Raw genomic sequence first — 19,368 nt, forward strand, 5'->3', positions numbered from 1 at the left:
TCAGGCCTCCTGCGCCTGCGGCACCCAGCGTGCCGCGATCTGATCGGTGAGGACGCCGCCGTCACGCTCGGCCACGGCACGTTCCAGCGCTGCGCCCACGCGGTAGACGCGGTCGTCGGCCAACGGCGGAGCCATGACCTGGAAGCCGACCGGCAGCCCATCTTCGGGGGCAAGACCCGCCGGGAAAGAACCGGACGCGTTGCCTGCCATGTTGGACGGGATCGTGCACAGATCCGACTTGTACATCGCCAGGGGATCATCGATGCGCTCCCCGATCCGGAACGCGGTCGTCGGCGTGGAGGGCGAGACGAGCACGTCCACCTGCGCGAACGCGGCGTCGAAGTCGTCGGCGATCAGCCGCCGGACCTTTTGAGCCGAGCCGTAGTAGGCGTCGTAGTAGCCCGAGCTCAGGGCATAGGTGCCCAAGATGATGCGGCGCTTCACTTCGGCGCCGAACCCCTCCTCACGGGTGAGCGCCATCACCTCTTCGGTGCCTCGCGAACCGTCGTCGCCCGCGCGCAGGCCATACCTCATGCCGTCGTAGCGGGCCAGGTTGGAGCTGACCTCACTGGGCATGATCAGGTAGTAGGCGCCCAGGGCATAGCTGAAGTGGGGGCAGGACACCTCGACGATCTCGGCGCCCGCCGCCCGCAGCAGGTCGAGTGCCTCGCCGAAGCGCTGCTCCACGCCGGGGGCGTAGCCTTCTCCGCCCAGTTCCGTGACCACCCCGATCTTCATGCCGGAGACGTCGCCGGAGCGGGCCGCCTCCACCACGGGCGGGACGGGGGCGTCGATGGAGGTCGAGTCGAGCGGGTCGTGTCCGGCAATCACCTCATGCAGCAAGGCGGCATCGAGCACGGTGCGGGCGCAGGGCCCGGGTTGATCCAGGCTGGAGGCCATGGCGATGACGCCGAAGCGGGAGGTCCCGCCGTAGGTCGGCTTCACCCCGACCGTTCCCGTCACCGAGGCGGGCTGGCGAATGGAGCCGCCGGTGTCGGTGCCCATTGCCAGGGGTGCCTCGAACGCCGCCAGAGACGCCGAGGAGCCACCGCCGGACCCGCCGGGGATGCGCGCCAGATCCCACGGGTTGTGCGTGGGACCGAACGCGGAGTTCTCGGTGGAGGAACCCATCGCGAACTCGTCCAGGTTGGTCTTGCCGAGGATGACGATGCCCGCATCGATCAGGCGCTGCGTCACGGTGGCGCTATAAGGCGGACGCCAGCCCTGCAGCATCCGCGACCCTGCCGTGGTGGGAAGGCCGGCCTGGGTGAACAGATCCTTCAGCGCAAGCGGGACGCCGGCGAGCGGGCCCATCGTCTCCCCTGCGTCCAGGCGGGCGTCGACCGCAGCCGCTTGAGCGAGAGCGCCCTCGGCGTCCACGTACAAGAACGCATGGACGGCGTCGTCGTTGCGGGCGATCTGATCCAAGAACGCTTGGGTCACCGCAACGGCGGTGAGTTCCCGGGCCGCAATCTTTCGCCCCAACTCGGCGGCGGTCAGGCGGATCACGTCGGTCATGCTTCCTCCCCCAGGATGCGCGGCACACGGAAGCGGTCCTCTTCCACCGCGGGTGCCATCGCGAGCGCCTGCTCACGGGTAAGCCCAGGCCGCACCACATCGTCGCGGAACACGTTGGTCAGCGGCAGCGCATGCGTCATCGGGGTAACGTCCGCGTTCGCCACCTCCGAGACCGACGCGACGGCATCGAGGACGATGTCGAGTTGTGGCGCGATCGTGGCCAACTCCTCGGCGGATACGGTGATGCGGGCCAGCCCGGCGAGACGGGCGACCTCCTCAGTGGACAGAGCCACGGACACTCCTGACGTGTGGATCGGTGACCCCGCCATCCTAGATGGCGTTCCGGCCTCCGCACCGTCGCGCCCGCCGACGCGCAGAACGCCCCTCGACGCACCCTGCAGCGTTACGGGTCCGTGACGCGACCGCCGCGTCCCCTTGGAGGATGGGAGCGGGTCGGGTATCAAGGGACCATGTACCTGTTGCGCGTCATCCTGCCTGACCGCCCCGGCTCCCTGGGGACTGTCGCCTCGGCGCTCGGTGACGCCCAGGCCGACATCTCTTCGGTGGAGATCATCGAGAAGGGCGGCGGCCTGGTCATCGACGATTTCATGGTGGACCTCCCCGAAGGCGTCCGTCCCGACACCCTGGTGAGCGCGTGTGCCTCGCTCAGCGACGTCGAGGTGATGTGGGTCTCCTTCTATCCCGAGAACCGCAGCGTGACCGCCGATGTCGACGTCCTGGATGCGATGCTGGCCAGCCCGGACACCGCCGGTGAGGTACTGGCCGACCTCTCGCCTGCCGCGTTCCATTCCTCGTGGGCGATGATCGTGGACACCTCCAGTGGCGGCGTCCATCACCGCACCCCGCTGGCACCCGGAGAAGGTCTCGCACGGGAACTGCTCGGGGATGTCGACACGGCTCACACCAGCGAGTTCCCCGCTGGGTTCTGCGATGGCTGGGGGGAACAGGTCACCGTGACGGCACCGCTGCGCGATGGTTGCGTCCTGGTGGTGGGGCGTTCCGGGCCGGAGTTCCGCGCGTCTGAGGTCGCCCGCCTGCGCCACTTGGCGATGCTGGCCAGTGACCGCGTCGCGTTGGCGCCCACCCCGCACGCCTGACCTGGCCGGTCGAGCACCCGATCCGAGGGTGCCTCCGGATCGCTCTGGTCTCTGGCCGCCGGCCTCACCGAGATGTCCGGACGCCGACGTGTGCCCGCCTCAGGCGAGGTCAGAAGCCGCGCAGTTGGAGGTAGGCGAAGTAGCCGAACAGCGTGACGACGATGAGAGCCACCACGGCGGCGACGATCACCAGCTTCCACTGGCGTTGCTTGCTGCGCGTCGATGGGACGTCGGCTGGACCCCATTCGCCCACGACGGGCATGACGCGGGGCGACACGTCACCGTTCAAGTCCAGGTCGCTGTTGAGTCCCTCCACGCCCACCAGCCTACTCGGCGGCCGGAGCGTCACCGGCGTAGGCCGCAGCCCCGGAGGTGAGCAGGTCGGCGAAGCGTTCGGCCGGCAAGATCGGGACGCCGAGCGCCTCGGCCTTGGCGTACTTCGAACCGGACGACTCCCCTGCCACCAGCACCGACGTCTTGCTCGACACCGACCCGGCCGCCTTGCCCCCGTGGGCGAGGATGGCCTCCTTGGCGCCGTCTCGGGTGTAGCCGGGTACCGATCCGGTCACCACCACGGTGAGCCCCGTCAACGTGGCGGGCATCGCCTCGACAGCGCCCTCGGCATCAGCAGGCTCGTCGGCGAGGATCGCCCCCGCAGCGCGCCACTTCTCGACGATCGCGCGATGCCAGTCCACCGCAAACCACTCCACGACGGAGGCGGCCAGCGTGGGGCCCACCCCCTCGACCTGAGCGAGTTCCTCCACGGTGGCCGCCGCGAGCGCATCCACGCTGGGGAATGCGCGGGCGACGATGGGAGCCACTCCCTTGCCGATGTGCCGAATCGAGAGGGCCACCAGGAACTTCACCCACGGGCGATGTTTGGCCGCCTCCAGATTCACCAACAGCTTGGTGGCGTTCGCCGTCAGGACGCGCTGCTTGGACTTGGGGTCGATCCGTGTGAAGAAGTCGGCGCGCAGCAGATCCTCGGGGCCCAGATCGAACAGGTCACCTTCATCGGTCACCAGCCCAGATGCCAGCAGGGCGTCGGCAGCCTGCCAGCCGAGCACCTCGATGTCCAAGGCGGCCCGTGAGGCGAGGTGGAACAGCCGTTCGCGCAGTTGGCTGGGGCAGGTGCGCGTGTTGGGACAGCGCAGGTCTTTGTCCCCTTCGCGGACCTCGACCAGGGGAGTCCCGCAACTGGGACAGTGCGTCGGCATCGCCCAAGCAGGCAACCCGGCCGGACGCAGCGCGAGGACGGGGCCGACGATCTCGGGGATGACGTCGCCTGCCTTACGCAGAACAACGGTGTCGCCTGGGCGGACGTCTTTGCGCGCTACCTCGTGGGCGTTGTGCAGGGTCGCCATCGCGACCGTCGAGCCAGCCACCACGACGGGCTCCATCACACCGAAGGGGGTGACGCGGCCGGTGCGACCCGTGTTGACCTCGATGCTCAGCAGTTTCGTATTGACCTCTTCGGGCGGGTACTTGAAGGCGATCGCCCAGCGCGGTGCCCGCGAGGTGCTGCCCAGATCGGCCTGCCGGGCCAGATCATCGACCTTGAGGACCACCCCGTCCATCTCGTGCTCAAGGTCGTGGCGGTGCGCCTCTTGTCGGGCGATGTAGGCCAGGGCTTCGGGCAGGCCCGGCACCACCTCATTGTGGGGGCTGATGGGCAACCCCCATCCGGACAGTGCCGCGTAGGCCTGCGATTGCGTGGCGACCGGTTCCCCGCTGGTGGCCCCGATCCCGTGACAGTAGAAGCGCAACCGCCGCGATGCCGTGACGCGGGGGTCCTTCTGCCGCAGGGATCCCGCCGCAGAGTTACGCGGGTTGGCGAACTGCGCCTTCCCCGCCGCAATCAAGGATTCATTCAGCGCGGCGAAGGCTGCGGGCGGCATGAACACCTCCCCGCGCACCTCCAGCAAGTCGGGAGCGTGCGCGGGCAACGTTTGAGGAATGTCGGCGATCGTGAGCACGTTCGCGGTGACGTCTTCGCCGAAACGGCCGTCCCCTCGCGTCGCGGCGACCGCAAGGCGTCGATCCCGGTAGACGAGATCGAGCGCGAGGCCGTCGATCTTGACCTCGCACAGCAACGCCGAGACGCTGCCCAGGCGCGAGTACCAGTGCTCGACGTCGGCGGTGGAGAAGGCGTTGTCCAAGCTCATCATGGGCACGAGGTGCTCGACTTCGGCAAACGTCGCCGACACCGCGCCGCCCACCTGCTGAGTAGGCGAGTCGGGGGTGCGCAATTCCGGAACGGCCTCCTCCAGCGCCGTCAGTTCGGCCATCATCGCGTCGAAGCTCGCGTCAGTGAGGGTCGGGTTGTCCAGCACGTAGTACTGGAAACGCGCGTCGTTGATCTGGGCGGCCAACTCGGCGTGGCGGGATCGGGGATCGGTCACGAAGGAAACCTACCGCGCGCCCCTGACGTTCCCGCTAGCGGGTGAGTTCCTCATCGAGACGGTCGGCGGTGGTGCGCAACGCGGTGAACAACGGGCCCACCTGATCGATCGGCCACGACTCCAGCCCGCACGACGGCGTGAGCACCACAGCGGCGGCGGTCACCTCACTCAAGCCCAAGGGCCGTAGATCCCGCAGCACGCGCGCGGTGAGCGCGTCGGGATGCGGGGCCCGCGGCGTCCTCGCGTCGGCGCAGCCCAGCCATAGTTCCTTGCCCGCCTCCAGCAGCGGCCCCCAGCGGTCGAGGTCGGCGCGCGTCAGCAGTGCCGCATCAAGGGAAAGCGCGCGGAACCCGGCCCCGTGCTCCCCTACCGCGACGCTGGGGTCGAGGCCGGGCGCACAGCAGTGCAGAACGTCGCCCTGAAGCCCGCTCAGCGCCCCCACGACCTCCTCTTTCTCGATGGCCGCGTAGCGGGCGTAGCCGCTCTCGGTGCGGATTCCGCCCTCCAACACGGCGGGCAGCGCCGGTTCGTCGACTTGGAGCGCGACCGTGACCGCGGGCAGGCGTCGCTCGATCTCCTCGCGTAGTTCGCCCACTCCGACCGCCAACGACTGGGCCAGGTCGCGGCGCGCCACGGCGTCCCCCACCACATGGCCACCGCGCGGAAGGAGGGTTGAGGCGGCCAGCGTCCAGGGCCCGGCCGCGGTGACCCGCAACGACCCGGTGAGACCTTGGGCGTTCTCCTCCAGCACATCGAGGTCATCGCGCATGGTGGCGCGGGCCCGCCGCTGATCGACACCTGAGACGGCCGTGAACGACCACTCCCCGGCCAGCAGGGAGGCGCCGATGCCCTCCAGCATGCCCAGCGTGCGGCCGATCATGCCCGCCCACGGTCCCCGAGCGGGAAACTCGGGCAGCCACGGAAGGGAGGATGCCTCCAACGCGAATCGGACGCCCCCGGCGACGTCGGCTCCCGGCAAAGAACCCAGCCCGGAGGTGCGCATTACCGGGCCGCCGCGATGGTGCTCGCACCGACGACGAGATCGCCGTCGTACGTCACCGCGGCCTGACCGGGCGCAATCCCGTAGGCAGGCTCGTCGAGCGTCACGGTGATCGTGTCCGCGTCGGCGTCGATCGTGGCGGGCAGGGGCGCACCGTGAGCACGCACCTGGACCAGCCCGCGCCACTGGCCGAGGCGGGGCTTCGGCACGGCCCAGGTCGGGCGGATCCCGTCGATGCGCGTGATGGCCAACCCCTCCTGCGGGCCGACGGTGACCGTGTTGGTGACCGGGGAGATCCCCAGCACATAGCGCGGCTGGCCGTCCTCGGCGGGCACCCCCAGGTGGAGGCCCCGGCGCTGCCCCACCGTGAACTGATGGTGCCCGCTGTGGAAGCCGACCACCCGCCCTGCGGTGTCCACGATGTCGCCTTCACGCTCCCCCAGCGCCCGGGACAAGAAGCCCGCCGTGTCCCCATCGGGGATGAAGCAGATGTCGTGGCTGTCCGGCTTGTGGGCCGTGCGTAGCCCCAACGCCTCAGCCTCGGCGCGCACGTCGGCTTTCACCGTCCCGTACAGCGGAAACAGGGAGCGTCGCAGTTGGGCGTGGGTGAGCACCCCCAGCACGTAGCTTTGATCCTTCGCGGCGTCGGCGGCGCGCCACAAACGCGCCTGCTCCCCTTCGCCGTCCAGCCGGGCGTAATGGCCTGTCGCGACCGCGTCGAAGCCGAGGGCCAGGCCGCGTTCCAGCACCGCAGAGAACTTGATCTTCTCGTTGCAACGCAGGCAAGGGTTCGGTGTCCGTCCGGCCGCATACTCGGCGACGAAGTCGTCCACGACGTCGGCGGCGAACCGTTCCGAAAGGTCCCACACGTAGAAGGGGATGCCGAGGGTGTCGGCGACCCGGCGTGCGTCCAGGGAATCCTCCAGGGAGCAGCAACCGCGCGCCCCCGAGCGGTAGGCCTGCGGGTTGCGGTTGAGCGCCAGGTGAACGCCAACGACGTCGTGACCGTCGGCAACCATGCGCGCCGCCGCCACGGACGAGTCGACACCGCCCGACATCGCCACCAAGACCCGCATTGCCCCTCCTGCCTCCACGGTCGAGCCGCTCGACCGGTCACCGAGTCTAGGCGGTCTCCCTCACCGCTTCGCGGCGGCCCGCGCCCGCACGAGGGCGTCGGGGAGGAGCACGAGGACCGCGTCCACGTCGGCGTCCGTGCTGGTCCACCCCAGCGAGAAGCGCAGGGACGCGGACGCCTCGGCTTCGCTACGCCCCATGGCGAGCAGCACCTCGCTGGGTTGGTGGACACCCGCGGTGCAGGCCGAACCGGTCGAGGCGTCCACGCCTGCCGCGTCCAGCATGAGGAGCAGATCGTCGGCGCGCGTGCCCTCGAAGGTGGCGTTCACGATCGCCGGGCAGACAGCCTCGCCACCGTTGACGTGCACCCGCGGCAGCGCTTCCAGGCCAGCGACCAGGCGCGCGCGCAGCACAGCCAGACGCTGCGATTCGTCGGCGCGGTGCGCCACCGTCTCGGCTGCCGCGGCAGCGAATCCCGCCGCGAGGGCGACGGGGACCGTGCCCGAGCGCAGCCGCCGCTCCTGCTCCCCGCCGCGCGAGACGGGGGCGAGGGGGGCATCGCGCCGAGCGATCAGCGCCCCGACGCCGACGGGTCCGCCGAGTTTGTGCGCACTGATGGTCATCGCGTCCAGGCCGGAGTCGGCAAAGGACACGTTCAGGTGCGGCAGCGCTTGCACCGCGTCGCTGTGCACCGATGCACCCACGCGACGGGCGGCCTCGACGACCGACGCCAAGGGTTGGATCGTGCCCGTTTCGTTGTTGACCCACATCACCGACACCCAGGCTGTGTTGGGGGCCAGGCCCGCGAGCGAGGGCTCCGTCACGCGTCCGGTCGTATCGACGTGGAGGATGTGCGCGGCAGCCCCCAGCGCATGGGCGGCCGCAAGAACTGCAGGATGCTCCACCGCCGAAACGGCCACCTGGGGCCGTCCCCCACTGCGTCCTGCCGTCGCGCCGCCCAGCACCACCATGTTGTCGGCTTCCGTTCCGCCGCCGGTGAAGATGACCTCGCTCGGATGCGCATCCACCGCCTCGGCGAGTTGCTCGCGGGCGTCTTCCAAGAGGGCGTGCGCGGCGCGGCCGCTGGTGTGCTGCGAACTCGGGTTGCCGATCTGCGACCACGCCGACGTCATGGCGTGCAGCGCCGAGGGACGCAGCGGTGATGTCGCAGCGTGATCCAGATAGTGACGCATCATGTCCTCCGGCGGCAGTCTAGGCGGCACGCGGTTCGGCAAGTGGAACCCCTCCCCGGCCTGAGGCAGAATGGGTCGCCGCCTCCCCTTACCGACGACGAAAGAGCGAACTCAGTGACCACGGCCCTGACACCACCGGTCGACTCCTCCCTTCTGGGTGCGCACGTCCACGAGGGTGGCACGAATTTCGCCTTGTGGGCGCCGCGTGCCACGCGCGTCGAGGTCGCTTTGGTGGACGCGGATCGCCAACAGACGAACCACGATCTCACCCGCCAGCCCGACGGCGTATGGATGGTGTTCCTGCCCGGCGTGGAGGCAGGGCAGCGCTACGGCTACCGCGTCCACGGCCCCTGGAGCCCGGTGACCGGCGAACGATTCAATCCGGCGAAGCTGCTGATCGACCCGTACGCACGCGCCATCACGGGCGGCGTGGATTACGCGGGACCCATCAGCGACCACACCCCCGAATCGAACTACCTGCCTGATGCGCGCGACTCCTTCGCTTCGGTCCCCCTCAGCGTCGTCGTGGCCGACACCGAACCTCCCCGTCCGCTTCGCGCCGTGCCGAATCCCGAAGACCTGGTTGTCTATGAGACGCATCTGAAGGGGTTCACGCGGCTCCACCCCGCCGTACCCGAGCACTTGCGCGGCACCTATGCCGGGATGGCCTACCCCGCCGTGATCGACCATCTCACCGAGTTGGGCGTCACCGCCGTGGAGTTCCTCCCCCTGCACCAGTTTGTGTCCGAGCCGTTCGTGGCCAACAAGGGGCTGGTGAACTACTGGGGCTACAACACGCTCGGGTTCTTCGCGCCCCACGCCCCCTATTCCAGTTCGGGAACCCTCGGCGAACAGGTACGCGAGTTCAAGGAGATGGTGTCGGCGTTGCACGACGCGGGCATCGCCGTGATCATGGATGTGGTCTACAACCACACCGCCGAGGGCGGCCATGATGGTCCGACGCTGAGCTTCCGGGGCATCGACCATGCCGGGTATTACCGGCTCACCTCCGACTTGCGCAACGACTACGACGTCACCGGATGCGGCAATGCGGTGGATACGTCCAAGGCGGGCGTGCTGGATCTGGTGCTGGATTCCCTGCGCTATTGGGTGACCGACATGGGCGTTGACGGCTTCCGGTTCGACCTGTGTACGACGCTGATCCGCGACAACCGTCACCATGTCGATCAGGACCACGCCTTCAAGCAGGCCCTGACGACCGATCCAGTGCTGGCCGACACCATCATGATCACCGAGCCCTGGGACCTGGGACCGTACGGCTACCAGCTCGGACGCTGGGGACGCCCTTGGAGCGAGTGGAACGACCGCTTCCGCGGGTTCACGCGCGACTTCTGGCGGGGAGCAGTGTCCGGCGTGGAGGAGTTGGCCACACGGCTGGCGGGTTCCTCGGACATTTTCGATCATGAGGGCCGCCCCGCGACCAGTTCGCTCAACTTCATCACCGCCCACGATGGCTTCACGTTGCGGGACGTGGTCACCTACGACCTGAAGCACAACGAGGCCAACGGCGAACGCAACCGCGACGGCGCCGACGACAACCGCTCGTGGAACCATGGCTTCGAGGGTGAGACCGCCGACCAGAAGATCAACGCGGCACGTCACCGCACCGTCCGCAACATGATGGCGACCCTGCTGCTGGCCACGGGCATACCGATGCTGACAGCAGGCGACGAGATGGGGCGCACCCAACTCGGCAACAACAACGCCTACTGCCAAGACTCCCCGATCTCGTGGGTGAACTGGACCCCCGACGACGCCTGGAGCGATCAGCTTGAGCTGACCCGCACCCTGCTCGCCCTGCGCGCCGCGCACCCGGTGCTGCGAGCTCGTCGGTTCCGCTCCCGCGCCGAGGTGAGGGGCGAGGACGCGTTGGGCCTGGGCCGCACGGAGTCGGCCTGGTTCAACGAGAACGGCGGCGAGATGTCGATCGCCGATTGGCACGACGGCGATCGTCGCTGTCTTGGCATGTATCTCGCCGATGCCCAGGAGGCATTCCTGGTCTTCTTCAACGCGGGGGGCGAGGTGGGCCTGACACTTCCGGGAGCCCCCTGGTCCAGCGGTTACTCCCTCGTGGCGCACACCGGAGAGCCCGGCGAGTTCCCCCAGGACAGGTTCGAGCCGGGAGATGTCGTCGAGGTTCCCGCGCAGACCGTCGTGGTCTTGGCGGCAGACGTCTCTCACAAGCGTCACACAACCCTGCCGAGCAGTGTGGGGGTGCAGTAGCGTGGGCACGTGACCTCGCGACGCAAGCCCCAGCCCCCGGCCGCAGCCCCGGCCAGCGCCACGCCTTCAACGCCTTCGGCGTCCCGACCGCGGCCCAGTGGCCGGTCTACTCGGGCCGCAGCCGAGCCGCCTCGCACCGCGGCGTCCGAGCCCGCTATTGCGGTGGTGTTGGGCTCGATCCCGACCCCGCCGCGTGGCATCGGGCGGATCCCCGTGACCAAGGTGGAGCCGGTCATCGAGGGGGGTGCCTACGCCGCTAAGGCGGTCGTCGGCGAAGCCATCCCGATTCGGGCCAAGGTGTTTCGCGAGGGGCACGACGCCGTTAATGCCTCGGTCATCCTTACGGACCCCTCCGGGCAGCAGACCCGTCACGACATGGAGCCGCTGGAACCGCGCGGCCTGGATCCGTGGGAGGCGTGGGTTCGTCCCGACACGCAGGGCCTGTGGCACTTCCGTGTCGAGGGCTGGTCGGATCCGTGGGGGACGTGGCTCCATACGGCCCAGGCCAAGCTGCCGGTCGGCGTCGATGTCCCCCTGGTATGCCTGGAGGGTCGCGACCTGCTGGAACGTACTGCCGCGAACGCCCTGGCGGCCGGCGACCCCGTCCAGGCCTCGATCCTGAGCGCAACCGCGCTGCTGCTGATCCCCGAACGACCTGCCGCCGACCTTCTCGATGTGGCCTCCGGCCACGGCCTCGCGACGGCCATGCGCGCCTACGGACCGCGTGAGCTGGTCTCGCCCACCGCCGACTTTCCCTTGTATGTCGATCGTCAGCGCGCGCTGTACGCGTCCTGGTACGAGTTCTTCCCGCGTTCCGAAGGCGCGCGCTACGACGCCGCCACCGACACCTGGACGTCTGGCACGTTCGAGACTGCTGCCCGTCGTCTGGACGCCATCGCCGCGATGGGCTTCAACGTCGTCTATCTCCCCCCCATCCACCCGGTGGGTCACGCCTTCAGGAAGGGTAAGAACAACACCCTGGACGCCCACCCGGACGATCCGGGCTCGCCGTGGGCCATCGGCAACGCCGACGGCGGACACGATGCGATCAACCCCGACCTCGGCACCTTCGCGGACTTCGATGCCTTTGTCGCCCGCGCACACGAGTTGGGCTTGGAGATCGCCCTCGATTTCGCCTTGCAGGCGTCCCCGGATCATCCCTGGGTCCGCGAGCACCCCGAGTGGTTCACCACGCGCCTGGATGGCAGCATCGCGTACGCGGAGAACCCGCCGAAGAAGTATCAAGACATCTATCCGATCAACTTCGACAACGACCCCCAGGGCTTGTACAACGAGGTCCTGCGCATCTTGAAGTTGTGGATCAGCCATGGCATCTCGATCTTCCGCGTCGACAATCCCCACACCAAGCCGGTGCAGTTTTGGGCGTGGATCTTCGCCCAGCTTCGCCAGACGGACCCCGACGTGTTGTTCTTCGCCGAAGCGTTCACGACGCCGGAGATGATGCACACTCTCGGGAAGGTGGGCTTCCAGTCGAGCTACACCTACTTCACCTGGCGCGTGGACAAGCAGGAGATCCAGGAGTACATGGGCGAACTGTCGGGTGAGATGGCCAACTTCTACCGTCCCAACTTCTTCGTCAACACCCCCGACATCAACCCTTTCCACCTCCAGTCGGGCAACCCGGCGATCTTCGCGATCCGGGCGATCCTGGCGGCGACGCTCTCGCCCGCATGGGGGGTCTACTCGGGGTTTGAGCTGTTCGAGCACGAGGCCTTGGCTCCTGGCCGCGAGGAGTACCTCAACTCCGAGAAGTACGAGTATCGCCCCCGTGATTTCACCGCCGAGCCGAACCTCAACGTCCTCCTCGGCACCCTGAACGCGATCCGGGACGCGCACCCGGCCTTGCAGCAGTTGCGTCAGATCCACTTCCACACTGCGCTCGACGATCAAGTGTTGGCCTACTCCAAGCGAGACGGTGAGGACTACGTGCTGTGCGTGGTGTCTCTCGACCCGGACAACGCTGTCGAGACCGAGGTCCATCTGGATCTGGAGGCGCTGGGTCGTGGCGATCAGGCGACGCTGCCGGTGAGGGACGAACTGACCGGTGAGTCGTACGTGTGGGGGGCGAGCAACTTCGTCCGCTTGACGCCGTCGCGTCCGGCCCACGTCTTGTCGCTTGGCTGATCGACTCGGGCTGGAGGAGGTTCTCGTGACTCCGCTCATGCAGGCGTGGATGCGGCACCTGGAAACGGTGCGGTGGTTCGGCGGGAAGGGTGCCGGGGCCCACGTCACGGCCCTGACCCCTCTGGGCTGGTACACCCCCACCGACGCTGTTCCGGCCGTCCGCAGCGAGATCGCGACGCTCTCCTTCCCGGACGGGCACCAGGAGTTCTACCACCTGCTCGTCGCCTACTACCCCGCGGACGCGAAGCCGCAGGGCACCGTCTTGGGCATCCTGGGCGGGGATCAGGTCGTGGATGCGACCACCGACCCCGACGCGTTGTCCGCGTTCGTGGTGACTACGGCACCACAGTTCGCGCACCTTCCGGTGGGGGTGTGGCGCGGTGAACAGTCGAATACGACGCTGACGTTGGGCACCACCCACCTGTACAAACTGTTTCGTCGGGTCGAGCCGGGCCCCAACCTCGACGCGGAGGTGCTGATCGCGCTGCGTGGGTTCCGCGCGCCCGCGGTGCTCTCGCGGCTGAAGGTGGTGTGGCCCGCTGGGGAGACCACCGATGCAGGCATGATCATCGAGCGTGTCGCCGACGCTACGGACGGCTGGGAGTTGGCTTGTGCTGCCTGCGCGGCGCAGGAGGACTTCAGCGACCGGGCGCGGGCCCTGGGTGAGGCGTTGGCTCAGGTGCACACCCGCCTCGCCGAGGCTTTCGGGACGCGCACCATCGCAGGCGACGCTGTCGCCGAGGAGATGCGGCGACGCCTCGCTACCTCCCTCGACGCCGCCGGGCAGCTTCTCCCGTATGCGGACGCCTTGGCCGCGGCCTTCGATGCGTTGCGCGGGCAAACGATCACCGCGCAGCGGATCCACGGGGATTTCCACCTGGGGCAAACCCTCTCCTCCCCTGCGGGCTGGACCCTGATCGACTTCGAGGGCGAGCCTGCCAAGACGGCCGCCGAGCGGCGAGCGTTCGATTCTCCGTGGCGCGACGTGGCGGGCATGATCCGCTCGTTTGACTATGCGCGCTCGGCACATAGCGATCCCACATCGCAGGCGGCGATCAGCTGGGCGGATACGGCCCGCGACGCCTTCTTGGCGGGCTACTGTGGTGACGCCCAGCCCCGATCAGATCTGCTGGCCGGCTACGTCGTCGACAAAGCCATCTACGAAGTGGTGTACGAAGTACGCAACCGGCCCGACTGGGTCGACATCCCGCTGCGCGCCATCGAGGCCGTCGGCGGGGTCGTCACCCCAGCACGGCCCCAATGGAATGGAGTGACCATGTCTCACGATTCGCACGGTGGCCTGCAGGGCTGGGATCTGGAGGGCTTCCACAACGGTGGCGACACCGAGGTCTGGAAGCGTCTGGGCGCGCACGTCGTGACGGTGCACGACGAGGAGCGCGGCGAGTTGACGGGCACCCGCTTCGCGGTGTGGGCACCGAACGCCACCGACGTGCGGATCAACGCGGACTTCAACTGGTGGACCGGCGATCCCCTGACCCGTATCCCGGGCACCGGCGTGTGGGCCACGTTCGTCGAGGGCGTCGGCGACGGGACGCTGTACAAGTTCAACATCTTGGGTGCCGACGGAGTCTGGCACGAGAAGGTCGACCCGATGGCGTTCTTCGCCGAGCAGGCGCCCGCGAACTCGTCCATCGTCTACACCAGCGCCTTCGGCTGGGACGACGACGAGTGGATGGCGAAGCGCGCCAGCAAGAACATGCAGGTCGAGCCGATGAGCATCTACGAGGTGCACCTGGGCTCGTGGCGCAAGGGCAAGACCTATCTTGAGTTGGCCGAGGAACTCGTGGAGTACGTGACGTGGCAGGGGTTCACCCACGTCGAGTTCCTGCCGGTGTCGGAGCATCCGTTCGAGCCGAGCTGGGGCTACCAGGTCACCAACTACTTCGCCCCCGAGAGCCGCCTGGGCAAGCCAGACGAGTTCCGCTACCTCGTCGACCGGCTGCACCGGGCGGGTGTGGGCGTCATTCTCGACTGGGTCCCGGGCCACTTCCCCAAGGATGAGTGGGCGTTGGGCCGTTTCGACGGTACCGCCTTGTACGAGCACGCCGACCCGCGTCAGGGCGAGCACAAGGACTGGGGCACCTACATCTTCAACTATGGCCGCAACGAGGTGAAGTCCTTCCTGGTCTCCAACGCCTTGTACTGGGCGACCGAGTTCCACATTGACGGGCTGCGCGTGGACGCGGTGGCGTCCATGCTGTATCTGGATTACAGCCGCAACGAGGGCGAATGGGTGCCCAACGAGTTCGGCGGAAACCACAACTTGGAGGCCATCGACTTCCTGCGGTACGTGAACCGGCACCTGTACGAGCGAGTTCCCGGCATCACGATGATCGCCGAGGAGTCGACGTCGTTCAGCGGCGTGACGCAGCCCACCAATCTGGGTGGTCTCGGGTTCGGGATGAAGTGGAACATGGGGTGGATGAACGACTCCTTGCGCTACCTGGCCCTGGAGCCGATCTATCGCCAGTGGCATCACCACGAGATGACGTTCGCGATGGTGTACCAGTACTCCGAAAACTTCATTTTGCCGATCAGCCACGACGAGGTGGTGCACGGCAAGGGGTCGATGATCAACAAGATCCCCCAGGACGCCTGGCGCCAGTTTGCGACGTTGCGCGCGTTCTACGCCTTCATGTGGGCTTTCCCGGGCAAGCAGTTGTTGTTCATGGGGCAGGAGTTCGGGCAGCGCTCGGAGTTCAACGAGGCGGTGAGCCTGGAATGGTGGGTGTCCGATCTGTGGGGCCACCACGGCTTGCAGCAGCTCATCAAGGACCTCAACGCGGTGTACCGCGCGCATCCCGCCTTGTGGCAGTTGGACGGGGATCCGGCGGGCTTCCAGTGGATCAACGCCGACGACGCCGGCCACAACACGTACGCCTGGGTGCGTAGCGACGCCGCGGATCAGCGGCTGGCCGTCGTGGTCAACTTCAGTTCCGAGCCGTGGTACGACTACGAGATCGGCCTGCCGCAGGCGGGCCGTTGGAGCGAGATCATCAACACCGACGCCACCCTCTATGACGGTTCGGGCATCGGCAACTTCGGCGAGGTGACCGCAACCGCCGAGCCGTGGGGCGACTTCCCGGCCCGCGCCAAGGTTCAGGTGCCACCGCTCGGTGCGGTGATCCTGCGCTACGACGGCGACGAGCCGGCCCCGCGTCGCGCTACCGCTTCGACGGGCGCGGAGTTGACGGCGTAGGTGGAAGGCGGGGAGCCGCGGCGCCAAGAGGAGCACGTCGCGGCCGACGATGTGGCGGGACGACGCGCGCTGCATCGGCGTGGGTTCCAGCTGGAAGGGCGCCTACGCCAGGCGCGCCGAACCGAACATGGGTGGGTCGATGAGCTCGTCTACGGGCGACTCGCCGACGACCCGGTCGGCCCTGAGGCGTCCACCTGGGTGATGAACTCGATCACCCCGCGCAAACGCCTCATCGCGCACGCGCTGGTCCAAGACGTTGCGGGGCTCGTGCTGTTGTGCGAGACCTCGTTCAAAGGGGATTGGGAATTCCCGGGGGGCTTGGTCGAGCCGGGCGAGTCACCTCGTGAGGCATGCACGCGCGAGATGGTCGAAGAAATGGGGTTCGCCCCTGCCCTCGGCGGGGTGTTGGTCGTCGATTGGCTGCGTCCCTATAAGGGCTGGGAGGACGCTGTGGAACTGGTGTTCGCCACGACGGTCGTCTCAGCGGAGCTCAAGCAGTCCTTGGCCCCGGATGGCAGCGAGATCGTTGCCCTGCACTGGCTGGATCCCCAGCAGGCAGGCGAGAGGATGACGCCCTTCGGGGCCGCCCGGCTGCATTCAGCCTTGGCCGCCGCGCGCGAGGGTGCCACGTGGTACACCGAGGCGGGCATCAGGCAGCTATAGCTGCCCGAGCCCTCGGCTGGTGGAACGTAGCCGCTCACGCCTCGGCGACGCGCCTGCCTCGGCGGTGAGCGGCTGTGTCATGTCCCCGTTCAGCTGAACTGCCGCGCAGCGAGCGCGTGGGTGATGGAGGCAGTTGCCGGGTAGAGCGTCCGGAAGAGGTCATACAATGCGTCGTACGCCTCCCGATAGTCAGCTCGTGGTTCGAGGACGCGCACCGGAGGGTTCCACTGTGCCGCGGCCACGCTGGTGACGATCTGGGCCGCCAACCAGGCGATGCCGTAGCTTGCCCCGATGCTCTCGCGCGGGATCACCTGCGGGCGACCGGTGATGTCGGTCACGATCTGCGCCCAGACGTCCGACTTCGTGCCGCCCCCTACCGCAACAATCCGCTCGATCGATCCACCCGCTTGTTCGATGGCCTCGATGTTGTGACGCACAGCAAAACCGGTGGCCTCCAGGGCTGCGCGGTACAGATCGCCTCGCGTGTGGCTGAGGGATAGGCCCGCCACGACACCGCGGGCCTCCGGATCCATCAGGGGGGTACGCTCCCCGGCGAAGTACGGCAGCATGATCAGGCCGTGCGCCCCGACCCCAACTGCGTCGGCCTCGGCGACCAACGTTGCGTAATCGGGCGAACCGAACAGCTCACGCAGCCACCCGGTGATGGCGCCCGACGTCGCCATGCCACCCGCGACGTTCCGGGTCCCTTCCAGAGCCCCGATCGTCCCCCACAACGACACGTCGCGCACCGGCTCCGTGACCGTGTTGATGAAGAACAGCGTCGTGCCGTACATGAGCATGAGGTCACCCGGATTGTGGGCATCCACTGACAGTGCCTCGGACCAGGCGTCAATCGTGCCGACCGTCACCGGGACGCCGACCGGCAGCCCGGTAAGGGCCGCCGCCTCCGAAGTGACCTGGCCTGCCACGTCCCCGGCCCACTTCAGTTCGGGAAGCTCGATCCCGGGAGCAATGCGGTCAGCCCAAGGGCGGTACCACTGACGTTGCTCGATGTCGTACAGGGGCGTGGATTGCGACGCCGATTGGTGATCGAGCACATAGGCGCCGGTCAGATGGAATGCCAGCCAACTCGCCGGCATGAAGAACCGTCGCGCGCGTGCGTAGGCGTCCGGTTCGTGACGCGCCACCCATGCCACCTTCGGGCCGACGGCCTGGGTGGTCAGCGTGGACCCGCACCGTTCTAGGAGCGCATCGTCGCCGCCGAGTTCAGCCTTCCATTCGGCAATCTCCTCGGTAGCACGGGTGTCGACACCGTAGAGGATCGCTGGGCGTACGGGCCGATACTCACCGTCCACGAGCGCGAGGCATGGCCCCATACCGGACACGCCGACGGCCTTCACCTCCGCGTCGGGCTGATTCGTCACGAGTTCCGTGCTGAGGGAGCAGAACTCCTCCCACCACACGTCGGGATCCATTTCGACGTGACCGGTGCGGGGGCGTGACACCTGATGCTCTCGCACGGCTGAGGACAGCACCTCCCCTGACAGGGTCGTCAGCACGCCCTTGGTGCTGGAGGTTCCCACATCGATACCGAGCACGGTCTCCATGGCGGTGCTCTCCTTTCTGTTCTGTGATGGCGCCTCAGGCGCCGCGAGTGCGTGACCGCGGAAGGGCGAACCGGTCCGGGTCATTACGGAATTGGTCAACCACGTGCAGTGCCGAGCCCAGCGCGATCGGGTATTCGGTCACGGTGCAGGCCCGTAGGAAGCTGCGCGAGTCGCTGGGCAGGAAGCTGAGATCGTCAACTTTGCGCCACAACGGCTCCAGGTCCGGTCCGCATTTGGCTCCGACATCGCCGCCAAGAATGATCCGTGACCCAAACATGACCCGGACGTTGTGGATGACGATGGCCAGGTCGCTGGTGTAGTCGTCCCAGGCGCGCACGGCTGCCGACTCTCCCGAGCGCAGCCGCTCGAAGAAGAGGCCGACCGATCCGTCACCGGATGCGGCCAGGACTCGGGAGTTGCAGTACGGGTCCATGCAGCCATAGCGACCGCAGTAGCACAGCCTTCCTTGGGGATGGATCCGCATGTGTCCGACCTCGCTGGTGAGCCCCCGCTCGCCTCGATGTGAGGCGGCCCGCTGATGGAACGAACCGCCGACGCTTTTACCGAGGCTGATGTAGTAGGCGTTGGTGTCGGTGGGGCGCTCCCAGAACTCGGCGAACCCTGCGGCCTCGGAGTCGTGTACCAGCCGCGACGAGTAGGGAATGTAGCGGCCAAAGTCGGCGATGCTTAATCCCAGGTTGTCGATGACTCGTCCGAAGTAGAGCACCCCGGAAGCCTCATCGATCAGGCCCGGCACCCCGATTGCGACGCCGAGGATGCGGCGCTCTTCAATGCCAGACTCTGCCACGACGGCGGCCACTTCCTCGCCGAGAAAGCGGAAGTAGTCGTCGTCGCGGCTGTAGGCCCGCGGCGTCCGCCGGTTAGCCAACACCTCGCCGCGCACGTTGAGAACCACGCACCGGGTGCGTTCGGCCGTGACGTCGAGCCCGATAGCGAACCGGCCGTTGTCGCGGCAGACGTACCCGATGGGGATCCGGCCCCCTCGCGCCCCTGAGGAGAGCTTGCTTCCGACATCGATCAGCCCTTCACGGGCGAAGTAGGTGAGGTACTTCGACACCGTGGGAAGACTGATTCCTAGGGCCGCCGCAATCTCGTTTTTGGTGGCCGGCTCATGGCGCCAGATGAAGTCGTAGATGGCGCGCGTCATACTGCGCGTGACTCCGGTGCCCATGCATTCCTCCTGCTCGACGGGGGCTTCCTCG

At 67.8% G+C, this 19,368-nt stretch carries 14 protein-coding genes; 5 read left to right on the forward strand and 9 right to left on the reverse strand.

Annotation, left to right across the window (positions count from 1 at the left end; all coding sequences use genetic code 11):
- Both gatA and gatC read right to left on the reverse strand, forming a co-directional pair.
- Nucleotides 1-1,518, reverse strand: coding sequence for an Asp-tRNA(Asn)/Glu-tRNA(Gln) amidotransferase subunit GatA (gene gatA / locus C1706_RS02270; protein WP_129457565.1), 1,518 nt, complete (start codon nt 1,516-1,518; stop codon nt 1-3).
- On the reverse strand, nt 1,515-1,847 hold the full coding sequence (gene gatC, locus C1706_RS02275; protein WP_129457566.1) for an Asp-tRNA(Asn)/Glu-tRNA(Gln) amidotransferase subunit GatC: 333 nt from the start codon (nt 1,845-1,847) through the stop codon (nt 1,515-1,517). Before gatC ends, gatA begins: the two co-directional genes overlap by 4 nt.
- A gap of 141 nt (nt 1,848-1,988) precedes the next feature.
- Here gatC and C1706_RS02280 point away from each other — a divergent pair, with 141 nt between their 5' ends.
- Nucleotides 1,989-2,636: an ACT domain-containing protein gene (locus C1706_RS02280; RefSeq protein WP_129457567.1), complete on the forward strand. Its 648-nt coding sequence runs from the start codon at nt 1,989-1,991 to the stop codon at nt 2,634-2,636.
- 109 nt (nt 2,637-2,745) lie between these two features.
- Here C1706_RS02280 and C1706_RS02285 read toward each other — a convergent pair whose 3' ends face one another.
- From C1706_RS02285 to C1706_RS02305, 5 genes are read right to left on the reverse strand one after another with little or no spacing between them, the layout of a single operon-like run.
- Nucleotides 2,746-2,952 (reverse strand): hypothetical protein, encoded by a 207-nt coding sequence (locus tag C1706_RS02285; protein ID WP_241653376.1) that lies wholly within the window; start codon nt 2,950-2,952, stop codon nt 2,746-2,748.
- Between the two features lie 10 nt (nt 2,953-2,962).
- The gene (ligA, locus tag C1706_RS02290) at nt 2,963-5,038 is read right to left on the reverse strand and encodes an NAD-dependent DNA ligase LigA (protein WP_129457569.1); all 2,076 of its coding nucleotides are present in this window, start codon (nt 5,036-5,038) and stop codon (nt 2,963-2,965) included.
- Between the two features lie 34 nt (nt 5,039-5,072).
- A complete protein-coding gene (locus C1706_RS02295) occupies nt 5,073-6,041 on the reverse strand; it encodes a uroporphyrinogen decarboxylase/cobalamine-independent methonine synthase family protein (RefSeq protein ID WP_129457570.1) in 969 nt (322 codons plus the stop codon).
- The gene (mnmA, locus tag C1706_RS02300) at nt 6,041-7,114 is read right to left on the reverse strand and encodes a tRNA 2-thiouridine(34) synthase MnmA (RefSeq protein WP_129457571.1); all 1,074 of its coding nucleotides are present in this window, start codon (nt 7,112-7,114) and stop codon (nt 6,041-6,043) included. The genes C1706_RS02295 and mnmA overlap by 1 nt, the downstream gene beginning before the upstream one ends.
- 60 nt (nt 7,115-7,174) lie before the next feature.
- Nucleotides 7,175-8,308, reverse strand: a complete 1,134-nt coding sequence (locus C1706_RS02305; RefSeq protein ID WP_206660930.1) for an aminotransferase class V-fold PLP-dependent enzyme — start codon at nt 8,306-8,308, stop codon at nt 7,175-7,177.
- Nucleotides 8,309-8,419: 111 nt separating this feature from the next.
- Between C1706_RS02305 and glgX the strand changes: the two genes are divergently transcribed.
- From glgX to C1706_RS02325, 4 genes are all read left to right on the forward strand, one after another.
- On the forward strand, nt 8,420-10,549 hold the full coding sequence (glgX, locus tag C1706_RS02310) for a glycogen debranching protein GlgX (protein ID WP_129457572.1): 2,130 nt from the start codon (nt 8,420-8,422) through the stop codon (nt 10,547-10,549).
- A gap of 9 nt (nt 10,550-10,558) precedes the next feature.
- Entirely contained in the window at nt 10,559-12,694 is a 2,136-nt protein-coding gene (locus C1706_RS02315; RefSeq protein ID WP_129457573.1) for an alpha-1,4-glucan--maltose-1-phosphate maltosyltransferase, read from the forward strand.
- A gap of 1,276 nt (nt 12,695-13,970) precedes the next feature.
- The gene (glgB, locus tag C1706_RS02320; protein WP_129457676.1) at nt 13,971-15,914 is read left to right on the forward strand and encodes a 1,4-alpha-glucan branching protein GlgB; all 1,944 of its coding nucleotides are present in this window, start codon (nt 13,971-13,973) and stop codon (nt 15,912-15,914) included.
- The gene (locus tag C1706_RS02325) at nt 15,915-16,577 is read left to right on the forward strand and encodes an NUDIX hydrolase (protein WP_129457574.1); all 663 of its coding nucleotides are present in this window, start codon (nt 15,915-15,917) and stop codon (nt 16,575-16,577) included. It begins immediately after the preceding gene.
- A gap of 89 nt (nt 16,578-16,666) precedes the next feature.
- Here the strand turns inward: C1706_RS02325 and C1706_RS02330 are convergent, their stop codons facing one another.
- Nucleotides 16,667-18,145 (reverse strand): FGGY-family carbohydrate kinase, encoded by a 1,479-nt coding sequence (locus C1706_RS02330; RefSeq protein WP_129457575.1) that lies wholly within the window; start codon nt 18,143-18,145, stop codon nt 16,667-16,669.
- A 34-nt stretch (nt 18,146-18,179) separates the two neighbouring features.
- A complete protein-coding gene (locus tag C1706_RS02335) occupies nt 18,180-19,337 on the reverse strand; it encodes an ROK family transcriptional regulator (protein ID WP_129457576.1) in 1,158 nt (385 codons plus the stop codon).
- Nucleotides 19,338-19,368 lie beyond the last annotated feature (31 nt).

The sequence above is a fragment of the Propioniciclava flava genome (assembly GCF_004126535.1).
Taxonomy (GTDB): Bacteria; Actinomycetota; Actinomycetes; order Propionibacteriales; family Propionibacteriaceae; genus Propioniciclava; species Propioniciclava flava.